The organism is Sulfitobacter sp. M22 (assembly GCF_021736025.1).
In the GTDB taxonomy this organism is placed as follows: domain Bacteria; phylum Pseudomonadota; class Alphaproteobacteria; order Rhodobacterales; family Rhodobacteraceae; genus Sulfitobacter; species Sulfitobacter litoralis.
Map to the genome: position 1 here is coordinate 2,772,522 of NZ_WMEC01000001.1, position 13,162 is coordinate 2,785,683.

10 protein-coding genes are annotated in these 13,162 nt (G+C 61.2%); 7 read left to right on the top strand and 3 right to left on the bottom strand.

What is annotated here, in order from left to right:
* Window positions 1–18: 18 nt before the first annotated feature.
* From GLP52_RS13595 to uraH, 3 genes are all read right to left on the bottom strand, one after another.
* Window positions 19–2,358, bottom strand: a complete 2,340-nt coding sequence (locus GLP52_RS13595; RefSeq protein ID WP_093734089.1) for an aldehyde dehydrogenase family protein — start codon at window positions 2,356–2,358, stop codon at window positions 19–21.
* Window positions 2,359–2,407: 49 nt separating this feature from the next.
* On the bottom strand, window positions 2,408–3,409 hold the full coding sequence (gene deoC / locus GLP52_RS13600; protein WP_093734088.1) for a deoxyribose-phosphate aldolase: 1,002 nt from the start codon (window positions 3,407–3,409) through the stop codon (window positions 2,408–2,410).
* A gap of 93 nt (window positions 3,410–3,502) precedes the next feature.
* A complete protein-coding gene (uraH, locus tag GLP52_RS13605) occupies window positions 3,503–3,862 on the bottom strand; it encodes a hydroxyisourate hydrolase (protein WP_093734087.1) in 360 nt (119 codons plus the stop codon).
* Window positions 3,863–4,457: 595 nt separating this feature from the next.
* Here uraH and puuE point away from each other — a divergent pair.
* The 7 genes from puuE to GLP52_RS13640 all read left to right on the top strand — a co-directional run bounded on the left by puuE (window position 4,458) and on the right by GLP52_RS13640 (window position 13,098).
* Window positions 4,458–5,870: an allantoinase PuuE gene (puuE, locus tag GLP52_RS13610; RefSeq protein ID WP_237271113.1), complete on the top strand. Its 1,413-nt coding sequence runs from the start codon at window positions 4,458–4,460 to the stop codon at window positions 5,868–5,870.
* Window positions 5,867–6,682 (top strand): bifunctional allantoicase/(S)-ureidoglycine aminohydrolase, encoded by an 816-nt coding sequence (locus tag GLP52_RS13615; protein ID WP_237271114.1) that lies wholly within the window; start codon window positions 5,867–5,869, stop codon window positions 6,680–6,682. Before puuE ends, GLP52_RS13615 begins: the two co-directional genes overlap by 4 nt.
* Complete coding sequence (locus tag GLP52_RS13620; protein ID WP_237271115.1) at window positions 6,679–7,170, top strand: ureidoglycolate lyase; 492 nt, start codon at window positions 6,679–6,681, stop codon at window positions 7,168–7,170. The genes GLP52_RS13615 and GLP52_RS13620 overlap by 4 nt, the downstream gene beginning before the upstream one ends.
* A 59-nt stretch (window positions 7,171–7,229) precedes the next feature.
* Window positions 7,230–8,672 carry a uracil-xanthine permease family protein gene (locus GLP52_RS13625; protein WP_237271116.1) on the top strand — a complete coding sequence of 481 codons (1,443 nt, stop codon included), beginning with the start codon at window positions 7,230–7,232 and terminating at the stop codon, window positions 8,670–8,672.
* A 13-nt stretch (window positions 8,673–8,685) separates the two neighbouring features.
* Window positions 8,686–9,909 carry a urate hydroxylase PuuD gene (locus tag GLP52_RS13630; protein WP_237271117.1) on the top strand — a complete coding sequence of 408 codons (1,224 nt, stop codon included), beginning with the start codon at window positions 8,686–8,688 and terminating at the stop codon, window positions 9,907–9,909.
* Between the two features lie 73 nt (window positions 9,910–9,982).
* Entirely contained in the window at window positions 9,983–11,860 is a 1,878-nt protein-coding gene (gene mutL, locus GLP52_RS13635; protein ID WP_237271118.1) for a DNA mismatch repair endonuclease MutL, read from the top strand.
* Window positions 11,857–13,098, top strand: a complete 1,242-nt coding sequence (locus tag GLP52_RS13640) for a DNA recombination protein RmuC (RefSeq protein ID WP_237271119.1) — start codon at window positions 11,857–11,859, stop codon at window positions 13,096–13,098. Before mutL ends, GLP52_RS13640 begins: the two co-directional genes overlap by 4 nt.
* Window positions 13,099–13,162 lie beyond the last annotated feature (64 nt).

The following is a 13,162-nucleotide window of genomic DNA, read 5'->3' on the forward strand; positions in this document are numbered from 1 at the left end:
CAGCAGGACAAGCAGACGTTATTCGCCGTAGGGGATCCAGATATTCTTGACCGAGGTCGCGGCTTGCAAGAACGCTTTGCCTTCGCCCTCCGCCCCATCCCAGTCGCGCGCCATGCCGTTGTTCACCCATGTGCGTTTGAGGTTCTGCGCGCTGGCCCGTTCCACGGTTTCGCTTTGCGCTTTGTCGCCAAAGCTCCAGACCGCATTTACATCCATATGCCGCGCCAGTGTTTCGGCCGTGTCCTTTTGCGGGCCGGTTAGGATATTTACCACACCCGCCGGTACGTCAGAGGTTTCTAGAACCTGAACAAACTCCGTCGCCGCAAGCGGGAAGGGGCCGCTGGCCGCAAGAATGACACGGTTGCCCATGGCAATCGCCGGGGCCATGCAGGAGATCAGCCCAAGCAATGGGGCCTCTGCGGGGCAAAGTGCGCCGATAACGCCAACGGGTTCTTTCATCGCAAGCGCGACCCCGCGGATCGGCACGCCATGCACCTGACCGTCGTATTTGTCGGCCCAGGCGGCATAGGTGAACAGCCGTTTGACCGCCAGATCAACCTCGGCTTTGCCGGCCTTGCCACCCTGCATCGCATCCAGCCGTTGCGCGAATTCATTCTCGCGCGCCGCTAGATTTTCAGCGATGTAATACAGGATCTGCGCGCGCAAATGGCCAGTTGTCTTGCTCCAGCCCTTTGCAGCGTGCGCGGCCTCCACGGCGTTGCGCACATCCTTGCGCGACGCGAGCGAGACATGCCCCAGCAGATCGCCGGACTTACCCCACACAGGTGAGGAATAGCCGCTGTCGGGACGGCTTTGCTTGCCCCCGATATAGAGTTTTGCGGTTCGGTCAATCGGGTCTGCGGGCGTGCCACTGCCGGTAAGGGCGGTGACCTCTTTCAACGGCTTTTGCGTGGTTTTCGAACGGGTATAGGCTGCCAGCCCTTCCCAGCCGCCTTCGCGACCAAAGCCGCTTTCGCGCACCCCGCCAAAGCCTGCGGCGGCATCCATCATGTTGGTCCCGTTCACCCAGACGATGCCCGCGACCAGCTTGGGCGCGATATCCAGCGCCAGATTGATATTCTCGGACCAGACCGTCGCGGCCAGACCGTAGCGGGTGTTGTTGGCCAGTTCGACCGCCTCGGCGGGGGTGCGGAATGTGGTGGATACCAGCACGGGGCCAAAGATTTCGTCCTGCATCAAGGCATCGGCAGGGTTCATGCCGGTGATCAGTGTTGGGGGATAATAGCAGCCGGTCGCAGGGATATCGCCTGCGGTAAAGACTTCGCCACTGGTGTTGGCCGCGACCATATCGGTCACGCGCTGCACCTGAACGGGATCGACCAGCGCGCCCACGTCCACGGATTTATCCAGCGGATCACCGACCCGCAGCTTCGCCATCCGCGCCCGCAGCTTGGCATAGAACCGATCCGCCACAGGCTCATGCACCAGCAGGCGCGAGCCTGCACAGCAGACCTGCCCCTGATTGAACCAGATCGCGTCGACCAGCCCCTCGACGGCTGAATCCAGATCCGCATCGTCGAATACGATATAGGGCGACTTGCCCCCCAGCTCGAGCGTCAGCGCCTTGCCGCTCCCGGCTGTCACCTCGCGGATATGCCGGCCCACGGGCGTTGATCCAGTAAAGGCGATCTTGTCGACATCCGCCTGCACGATCAACTCGCCCACGGCACCGTCGCCTGTTACAATATTGACGACACCCTTGGGCAGGCCCGCCTGCACACAGATATCCGCAAACAGCAGCGCAGTAAGCGACGTATACTCCGCCGGTTTTAATACCACCGTGTTCCCCATCGCCAAAGCAGGTGCGACTTTCCACGCCAGCATCAATAGCGGGAAATTCCACGGGATGATCTGCCCACACACGCCAAGCGCCTCTGCGTCGGGAAGCTCGGACTCCATCAACTGGGCCATGCCTGCGTGATAGTAGAAATGCCGCTGTGCCAAGGGCACATCCACATCGCGCGCCTCGCGTATGGGTTTACCGTTATCCAGCGTTTCCAGCACGGCGAACAACCGGCTGTGTTTCTGCAGCAACCGCGCCAAGGCATATAGGAACCGCGCACGCCCGTGACCGCCCAGCTTGGCCCATTTGGGCTGTGCCTTGCGCGCCGCGGCAACCGCGGTGTCGACCTCTGCTTGGCTGGCCTGCGTCAACGTTGCCAGCACATTGCCATTGGCGGGGTTGCTGCTTTCGAAATCATCGCGTGCGTCGGTGAACGCGCCGTCGATGAAATGCCCGAAACGGCTGCCTTGATCGACCAGCCACGCCAGCGCGTCAGCGGCATTCTCCGGTGCCGTCCCATAGTCCATGGTTTCATAGATTTCGGACACGCTCATGGGTTCACCCTTTTCAAAATACTCAAATCCGACATTGGTTTCACGCGGCTCAGCTGATGGCGTGACGATGGCTTGCGGAATAGCTGCCCGACACATGGTGGTCGAGCTGGCGTTCGATGTCGCCCAACAGCGACGACGCCCCGAAACGGAACAGGTCAGGCTGCAACCAGCGGTCGCCCAATTCCTCTTTCATCATGGCAAGATAGACCAGTGCGTCCTTAGCTTTTGAGATCCCGCCCGCAGGTTTATAGCCGACGCGGAAGCCGGTCCGGTCGAAATAGTCGCGGATCGCGCGGATCATCACGAGAGTCACGGGCAGGGTCGCATTAACGCTTTCCTTGCCGGTCGAGGTTTTGATGAAATCTGCCCCCGCCATCATGCAGATCAGCGACGCACGCACGACGTTGCGCAGGCTGCCCAACTCTCCGGTTGCGAGGATCGCTTTGACGTGGGCATCGCCGCATGCGGCGCGGAAGGCACGCATTTCATCATAAAGCGCCTGCCAGTCGCCCGACAGGACATGGCGGCGCGAAATAACGATGTCGATCTCGGCGGCACCGGCGGCGACGCTCATCTCGATCTCGCGCAGGCGCAGCTCGAACGGGGAGAGACCGGCGGGAAAACCTGTAGAAACGGCGGCAATCGGGATGCCCGTGCCCTGCAGTGCTGCTTTGGCGGGGGCGATCATCTCGTGGTAGACACAGACCGCGCCCACGGTGATCTGTGACATGCCAAGCGCGTCCAGCAGCGCGGGCGCAATCGGTTGACGGGCCTTCGCACAAAGCCGTTCTACACGGCGGGCGGTATCATCCCCCGACAGCGTGGTCAGGTCGATACAGCTGACGGCGCGCAGCAGCCACGCGGCTTGATGGTCTTTTTTCACGGACCGGCGTGCGGGCAGGCCAGCGGCACGGCGCTCTACCGCAGAGGTGTTCACCTGCACGGCGCGCACCCAATCCATATCCAACGGCATCCCCGGATTGCGGGGGTCAGTCACCTGTGGCAGGTGGCTTTGGGCCAGTTCGGTCGGGGTGTTTACATGCGTGGACATGGGCGCTTTCCTGTCTGATCAGACAGGTAATGTGCCACGGGGCAGCCGCGCAATGCAAGCATCGCGCCCTCACGTCACATCCGGCAGCGACGTTCAGCTGCCGCGATAGGTGGAATACCCGAAAGGCGACAGCAAAAGCGGCACGTGGTAATGCGCGTCCGTGTCCGAAATGCCAAAACGCAGCGGGATTTGATCAAGGAACCGCGGTGCCTCTGGCTCTGCCCCAATCGCGTCGAGATAGCCACCGGCGTCGAACACCAGCTCGTACGTGCCGGCTGCAAACTGGCCTTTGGGCAGGATCGGCGTGTCGGTGCGCCCGTCGGCATTTGTGCTCATCTGGACCAGCTTCATGCGGTTGGTCCCTTCGATCCGGTACAGCGTGATCTCCATCCCCCCTGCGGGGCGTCCGCGTGCGGTGTCCAAAACATGCGTCGTCAAGTAGCCGTTTGCCATGAGTAGGGTCTTTCCTGATCCGTTGGACCCTTACGATAGGCAGGTGTCGCGGTAGGTCAATGGCGGATCAGCGGCGAAGGCCGAGGGGCGGGAAAAGTCGCTGATTCGGGCGGCGATGAAAAAATATGCGCATACCGATTCGTTTTTACTTGAGCCGCGAATCATCCTGAGCCTATATGGTAGACAACATACAATCGGAGGTGTCGCCTGCCAGCGATCCATACAATCCGAATATGTATTCTGGGGGACAGAATTCTTATGATCGGGCAAGCTGCACCTGGTGCGGCGATCATTGGGCAGGGGCCGACAGGACTCGTGTTGCATAGCGCAGCAAGAGCGGCCCCTTCCACTCACCTTCCCGCCCGATTTTATCCCCGCATGTGTTTTAGTTTCAGGCCGGCCAGCGCCTTAGAACTTTCGGTATAAGAGAGCAGGGCCACTCGAGCCGATCTGGCAGCCAGCCAACCTTCTGTAAGGGGGTGGCTGGCTGTACATTGCGAAAAATCAGTGCCAGAAAACTGTAGGTTGAACAAAACAATCGGCCCACAGTGCGAGGTTTCCCTTTGCAGGCGGGCGCTGACCAAAGGACGATCTCATGACACGTTACCCTCGTGATTTTCACGGCTACGGCCCGACACCGCCTGACGCTCAATGGCCGGGAGGGGCGCGGATCGCTGTACAATTTGTGCTGAACTATGAAGAGGGCGGCGAAAACTGTCTGCTCCACGGGGATGCCGCATCAGAGGCATTCTTGTCCGAAATCGTCGGGGCCGCCCCTTGGCCGGGGCAACGCCACTGGAACATGGAATCCATCTATGACTATGGCGCGCGGGCGGGGTTCTGGCGGCTGCACCGTCTGTTCACCGGTGCCGATATCCCTGTCACCGTCTATGGCGTCGCCACCGCCTTGGCGCGGTCGCCGCAGCAGGTAGAGGCGATGACCCAAGCTGATTGGGAAATCGCAAGCCACGGGCTGAAGTGGATCGACTACAAGGATCACACTGCCGAAGTCGAAAGCGCCGACATGGACGAGGCGATCCGCCTGCACCGTGAAGTCGTCGGTCATGCGCCGCGCGGCTGGTACACGGGGCGCAGCTCTGTGAACACGGTCGCGCTGGCGGCAGAGACGGGGGCGTTCGATTATATCTCTGATACATACGACGATGATCTGCCCTACTGGACACAGGTGGCGGGCCGCGATCAGCTGATCATACCCTATACGCTCGACTGTAACGATATGCGCTTTGCCACGCCGCAGGGCTTTAACTCGGGTGAACAGTTCTACACCTACCTGTGCGATACCTTCGATGCGCTTTATGCCGAAGGCAGCGCAGGGCAGGCCAAGATGATGTCGGTCGGCTTGCACTGTCGCTTGATCGGGCGGCCGGGGCGCATACAGGCGCTGAAACGCTTTATCGACTATATCAAAGGGTTCGAGGGCGTCTGGACGCCGCGCCGCATCGACATCGCAGATCATTGGCGCGCAACCCATCCGCCGCAGCCGCGCTTGCGTCTGGATCAGATGGACCGCGCCAGCTTTGTCGCAAAATTCGGTGGCGTGTTTGAACATTCACCGTGGATCGCCGAACGCGCTTTCGAGCTTGAACTTGGGCCGGCGCATAGCTCTGTCGCGGGTATTCACAATGCTTTGGCGCGGATGTTCCGATCGGCGACGCGGGCGGAACGCCTGGGCGTGCTGACCGCGCACCCCGATCTGGCGGGCAAGCTGGCGGCGGCCAAACGGCTGACGGCGGAAAGCACGCAAGAACAAGCCAGCGCGGGGCTGGACGCGCTGACCGACGCCGAGCGTACGCGGTTCGAAACGTTAAATAGCCAATACGTCGCGAAACACGGGTTTCCCTTTATCATCGCGGTGAAGGATCACGACAAGGACGGCATCCTGCGCCAGTTCGAGACCCGCATCGCCAACGCAACCGAAGATGAATTTACCACCGCATGCGCGCAGGTCGAACGGATCGCACGTCTGCGTCTAGAGGATATGCTATGACCTACGCGTTTCCCCCCGGCGGTCTGCCGGATCAATCCGTGTCGCCCGAAAGCACAGCTGTTTTCACCGATGCTTATGCGGTGATCCCCGCCTCGGTGCAGCGGGACATCGTGACCAGCCTGTTGCCGGGATGGGAGAACACACGCGCTTGGGTGCTGGCGCGGCCGCTGACCGGTTTTGCCGAATCCTTTGCGCAATACGCGATAGAACTTGCCCTCAATGGTGGCAGCGACACCCCCGAGCCGGACGCACAGGCGCAAGCGGTCTTGTTTGTGGCGGCGGGGACGGCGCGGCTGACGCTGGATGGCGACGCCCACGATCTGGTCGCGGGGTCCTACGCGTATATTCCTCCTGCTACCCCGTGGACGCTGTGGAACACCGGCGATACGCCGTGTGGTCTCCATTGGGTGCGCAAACGGTATGTCCCTGCCCAAGGGATCGACGCGCCAGATGCTTTTGTCACCCATGACAAGGAGGTCGCGCCTATTGCCATGCCCGATACCGATGGGGCTTGGGCAACCCAGCGTTTTGCCGACCCCAGTGATCTGCGCCACGACATGCACGTCAATATCGTGACCTTCCAGCCGGGCGGTCGCATTCCGTTTGCGGAAACCCATGTGATGGAACACGGGCTTTACGTCATTCAGGGCACGGCGGATTATTTGCTGAACCGCGACTGGGTACCGGTTGAAGCGGGCGATTTCATGTGGCTGCGTGCTTTTTGTCCGCAGGCCTGTATCGCAACCGGCGAAGAACCCTTCCGCTATCTGCTGTATAAGGATGTGAACCGCCACATGCCGCTGTCGCTATGAGCCCGCGCGAGATCGCCGTTCAGCCGCTGACCGCTGTCGCCTTCGCTCCTTTCGGAGAAGTGCTGGACGTCTCTGGTACACCGGACCGTATCATCAACGCAGGGCTGTGCGGACGGCATCATGATCTGGCAGCGCTTGATTTCGGGCCGGAGGGGCGCGCGGGCATCAGCATTTTTAACGCGCAGGCACGTAGCTTGCCTTACCGGTTGGACCTGCTTGAACGTCACCCCGAAGGGTCGCAGGCCTTCCTCCCGCTGTCTGGTCAGCCGTTTCTTGTCATCGTCGCACCGGACACAGGCGATGCCCCCGGCACGCCGCTGGCCTTTGTTACCGCGCCTCATCAGGGTGTGAACTTTCGCCGCGGGACATGGCACGGCGTGCTTACGCCTTTGGCAGAGCCAGGGCTATTCGCGGTTGTGGACCGCATCGGCACAAGCGCGAACCTTGACGAATACCCGCTGGACCCGCCTTATGTGATCAAGGGGTAAACCCCGCAGATAATCGGACCGCACCAATAGCGGCCAGTGATCAACAAGGGACATTTGATATGACACGCCACGCCATCGGCACGCCGGAACAACTGCGGGACCCCAATTACATGCCGCCGCTGCATCGCGCCATTCCTTTGGGTGTTCAGCATGTGCTGGCGATGTTCGTGTCAAATGTCACCCCCGCCATCATCATCGCGGGCGCGGCGGGCTTTGGGTTCGGGTCAAACTCGCCTGACTTTCCCGAACTGCTGTACCTGATCCAGATGTCGATGCTGTTTGCCGGTGTCGCGACGCTGTTGCAAACATTGACGCTCGGGCCGGTCGGGGCAGGGCTGCCGATTGTGCAGGGCACATCCTTTGCGTTCATCCCCATCATGATCCCGCTGGTGGCGGGCAAAGGTGTCGACGGACTGGCTGCCTTGTTTGGCGGTGTGGTGATCGGGGGCTTGTTCCACGCGTTTCTGGGGCTGTTTATTGGCAAGATCCGCTTTGCATTGCCGCCGCTTGTCACCGGGCTGGTGGTCACGATGATCGGTCTGGCTTTGGTCAAGGTGGGCATTCAATACGCCGCAGGTGGGGTGCCGGCCATTGGCACGCCGGCCTATGGCAGCCTGTTGAACTGGTCGGCCGCGCTGGTGGTGATCTTTGTCACGCTGGGGGTCAAGTTTTTCACCCGCGGGATGCTGTCCATTTCCGCGGTGCTGATCGGGTTGATCGTAGGGTATGTCTATGCGCTGGCCGTCGGTATGCTCAGCTTTGGCGATATCAGCGGGTCATGGTCACGGTCCGCCGCTTTTGCACTGCCCAACCCGCTGAAATACGGGTTCGAGCTTTCGGCAGCCGCGATCATCGGCTTTTGCCTGATGGCGTTTATTTCGGCGATTGAAACCGTGGGCGACGTCGCAGGGATCACCAAAGGCGGCGCAGGCCGCGAAGCGACGGATAGCGAAATTCAGGGCGCGACCTATGCCGACGGGATCGGGTCAGCTGTTGCGGGCATCTTTGGTGGCCTGCCCAACACCTCGTTCAGCCAAAATGTCGGCCTGATCGCCATGACCGGCGTGATGAGCCGCCATGTCGTCACCATCGGCGCGCTGTTCCTGATCGTCTGTGGGCTGGTCCCCAAGGTGGGCGGCGTGATCCGTACCATCCCGATCGAGGTGTTGGGCGGCGGGGTTATCGTGATGTTCGGCATGGTCGTGGCCGCCGGCATGTCGATGTTGTCGGATGTGGACTGGAACCGCCGCAATATGGTGATCTTTGCCATCTCGATCTCGATCGGTCTGGGGCTACAGCTGGAACCGGGTGCGGTTCAACACCTACCCGATACGGCCAAGATCTTGCTGACCAGCGGTCTGCTTCCCGCGGCCCTGATTGCTATTGTACTGAACCTGCTTCTGCCCGAAGAACTGGCCGAAGAATCAACCGAGGAAGTCTCGGGCGGGTTATCGGGCAGCTCCAAGGGCAAGCTGCCGCATACAACCAAGACACGTCACTAAGGAGCTACCCCCCATGTACGATATGGCCGCCATTGGCGCTTGGATCGAGTTTGCCGTTCGCTGGGTGCATGTCATCACGGCCATCGCGTGGATCGGGTCGTCGTTCTATTTCATCGCGCTGGATCTGGGCCTGCACCGTGACCGCAACCTCAAAACCGGCGCGGACGGGGAAGAATGGCAGGTCCACGGCGGCGGGTTCTATCACGTGCAGAAATATCTGGTGGCCCCCGCGCAGATGCCCGACGATCTGATCTGGTTCAAATGGGAAAGCTATTCAACGTGGCTCTCGGGCTTTGCGTTGCTGATCCTGGTCTACTACCTCGGGGCCGAATTCTATCTTGTTGATCCCAGTGTTGCAGAACTGGCAAGCTGGCAGGCGGTAGGGATTTCCCTGCTGTCGCTTGGCTTTGGCTGGCTGGTCTACGATCAAATTTGCAAAAGCAAATTCGGCGACAACAACACGCGGCTGATGATCGGCCTGTATGTGATCCTCGTGGGGATGGCCTATTTCTATACGTCGGTCTTTTCGGGGCGCGCGGCGCTGCTGCATCTGGGGGCTTTCACCGCGACGATCATGTCGGCAAACGTGTTTTTCATCATCATGCCGAACCAGCGGATCGTGGTGGCCGACCTCAAGGCGGGACGGGTGCCGGATGCGAAATACGGCAAGATCGCCAAACAGCGCAGCACGCATAATAACTATCTGACTTTGCCGGTCATTTTCCTGATGCTCAGCAACCACTACCCGCTGGCCTTCGCGTCGGAAATGAACTGGCTGATCGCGGCGCTGGTGTTTCTGATGGGGGTCACGATCCGACATTACTTTAACAGCCTGCACGCGCGTCAGGGCAATCCGACGTGGACATGGGCGGTCACCGCGCTGTTGTTCGTCACGATCATGTGGCTGTCGACTGCGCCGATGTTCCGCAGCGTCGAGCCGGAAGAGGCCACCGGCCCCGCGCTGCGCTTTGCCCAGGCCGAAGGGTTCGACCGGGTGCATGACATCGTGCGTGGCCGGTGCAGCATGTGCCACGCCGCAGAACCCGCGTGGGACGGGCTGCTCTGGCCGCCGAAATCTGTCCGGCTCGAGACCGAACACCAGATCGCCAGCGCCGCGAAACAGATCTATTTGCAAGCGGGTGTGACAGATGCCATGCCCCCTGCAAACCTGAGCCATATGCAGGCCAGCGAACGCGCCGAGATCGTCGCCTGGTTTAACGCGGCCACACAGGATTAACCTCGCCGACGCGCGTTAACCATCCGTATTCGCGGCTTTCAGAATCGCGCGCCTCTATGCTAGGTCTAGCTGCATGGCACATCCAAACCCCAATATAAGCGAAAATCGTCCGGTTATCCGGCAACTGGACGACTCGGCGATTAACCGCATCGCCGCCGGGGAGGTCGTTGAACGCCCTGCCTCAGCGGTCAAGGAGCTGGTCGAGAACGCGATTGATGCGGGGGCCCGCCAGATCACGGTTGAATATGCCGATGGTGGCAAGACGCTGATCCGCGTCACCGACGACGGCTGCGGCATTGCGGCGGTCGATCTGGCGCTGGCGCTGTCACGGCATGCGACCTCCAAGATCGACGGAACGGACCTGCTGAACATCCACACATTCGGCTTTCGTGGCGAGGCGCTGCCCTCGCTTGGGGCTGTCGGGCGGCTGACCATTTGCAGCCGTGTTGCCGGACAGGACGGGGCCGAGATTTCGGTCAACGGCGGCGTGACCGGCCCTGTGCGCCCTGCTGCGCTGAATGGTGGCACCGTCGTCACCCTGCGGGATCTCTTCTTTGCTACGCCCGCACGATTGAAGTTCCTGCGCACCGATCGCGCCGAGGCGCAGGCGATCTCTGACATCATCAAGCGGTTGGCGATGGCGGAACCTTTCGTGCGTTTCACCTTGCGCGATGTGTCCGGCGATGGTCCAGGCCGCGAGGTGTTTCGCGCGGACGCCGAACAAGGCGATATGTTCGCAGCACTGCATGGCCGTCTGGCGCAAGTGCTGGGGCGCGAGTTTGCTGAAAACGCGCTGGCCATTGATGCCGAACGCGATGGTCTGCACCTGACGGGCTACGCTGCCCTGCCGACGTATTCGCGCGGCTCTGCCGTAACGCAATACCTGTTCGTGAATGGCCGCCCGGTGCGCGACAAGCTTTTGGTGGGCGCGTTGCGCGGCGCCTATTTCGACCTGCTGAGCCGCGACCGCCATCCGGCAGCCGCGCTGTTTGTCGATTGTGACCCCAAGCTCGTCGACGTGAACGTCCACCCCGCCAAATCCGAAGTGCGCTTTCGCGACCCCGGTCTGGCGCGCGGGTTGATCGTTTCAGGGTTGCGGCATGCGCTGGCGGATGCGGGGCACCGCGCCTCGACCACTGTGGCGAACGCGACCTTGGGGGCAATGCGGCCCGAACAACCTTCAGGGCGCGTATATCAGATGGACCGCCCCTCGCTCGGTGCGCGCACGACCGCCTATCAGGCCCAAGCGCCGGAGCCGGGATTTGCCGAAACCGCCGGCATGTGGGGCCGTGTTGAAACGCCCCCCCAGTATGGTGCTGACGCCCCTGATGCACAAAGCCATGACGCGCAGACGCCGGCACCCGCGCCGGACTTTCCTTTGGGAACCGCACGCGGGCAGGTGCATGAGAATTACATCATCGCACAAACGGCGACAGGCATGGTGATTGTTGACCAGCACGCAGCGCATGAACGTCTGGTCTATGAAAAGCTGAAACGCCAGATGGCGGAAAACGGTGTCGCAGCGCAGGCCTTGTTGATCCCCGAAATCGTGGATCTGTCAGCGTCGGACTGTGCGCGGCTGCTTGAGGTCGCGGATGAACTTGCGCGCTTTGGGCTGGGGATCGAACCCTTTGGCGGTAGCGCGATCGCCGTGCGTGAAACACCCGCGATCCTTGGCACGGTGGACGCCAAGGCGATGGTGCTGGATATCCTCGATGAACTGGCGGACCAAAATGAAAGCAACACACTGCAGGCCCGGATCGAGGCGATCCTCAGCCGTGTGGCCTGTCACGGATCAATCCGGTCGGGACGCTGGATGCGCGGCGAGGAAATGAACGCGCTGCTGCGCGAGATGGAGGCGACGCCCCATTCAGGCCAGTGCAACCATGGCCGCCCCACCTATGTAGAGCTGAAGTTGAGCGACATTGAACGTCTGTTCGGACGCACATGATCCAGCTTGGCGGTGAAACCTACGCACTGACAGACCCTGCCATGCTGCTGCTGATCGGTGGCGGTTGCGTGGTCTTGCTGGTGCTAATCTTGCTGGTGATGGCCGTGCGGGCCGCGGGCCGCACGGCGCGTGTTGCTGCGCCGTTGACGCGACAGATGCAAATCTTGGGGGGCCATGTGCAACAGCTTGGCATGGGGCAGGAACAACTGCGCGGCGGCTTGCAGACCGTGTCGGACACACAGGCCAATGCGCAAGCCCAGATGGTACAAAGCATCGAGACGCGGATGGCCCATGTACAGCAGCAGATGCAGGACCGGCTGGCCGATAACGCCGCCCGATCCGCGCGGTCGCTTGCAGAGATGCAAGAACGGATGAGCGCGACGTTGCACGGGTCAAGCAAGCAGACAAACACCAGTCTGACCCAGCTTCAGGAACGGCTGGCGGCGATCGACAAGGCGCAGGACAATATCACCAAATTGTCCGGCGACGTGCTGTCGTTGCAGGATATCCTGAGCAACAAACAGACCCGTGGCGCATTCGGTGAAATCCAGCTGCGTGATATCGTCTCCAAGGCGCTGCCAAGCGACAGCTATACCATGCAGGCGACGCTCTCGAACGGCAAACGCGCGGATTGTATGATCCACCTGCCGAACCCGCCCGGGCCGATCGCGATCGACAGCAAATTCCCGCTTGAAGCTTACGAGGCGCTGCGCCGTGCCAAGACCGATTACGAGGTCAGGGACGCGTCCCGTGCGATGCGTGTCGCGGTCAAAGCGCACATCCAAGCGATTGCCACAAAATACATCATCGAAGGCGAAACAGCCGATGGCGCGCTGATGTTCCTTCCCTCCGAGGCCGTGTATGCGGAACTCCACGCCAACTTTCCCGAACTGGTCCGCGAAGGCTTTGACGCGCGGGTCTGGATCGTGTCGCCGACGACCTGCATGGCGACGCTGAACACCATGCGTGCGATCCTGAAAGACGCGCGGATGCGGGAACAGGCGGGGGCCATTCGCAAGACGCTCAAGATGTTGCACCGCGACGTAGAGCTTGTGGTGGAACGCGTGGGCAAGCTGAACACCCATTTCGGGCAGGCCCGCGCCGACCTTGAAGGGTTGGGCACTGCCGCCGAACGCGCGGGCAAGCGTGCGGCGCGGCTTGATAATTTTGATTTCGAAGAGTTGTCAGAGCAGGATAGTCGCGTCGTGCCCTTATCGCGCCCTGGCAAAACGCCCTGACGGGCTAACAAAGCGAGGAGCCACGCCAAGGGTGTTACAGAAAGTCATAGTTAGTGCGTTATTA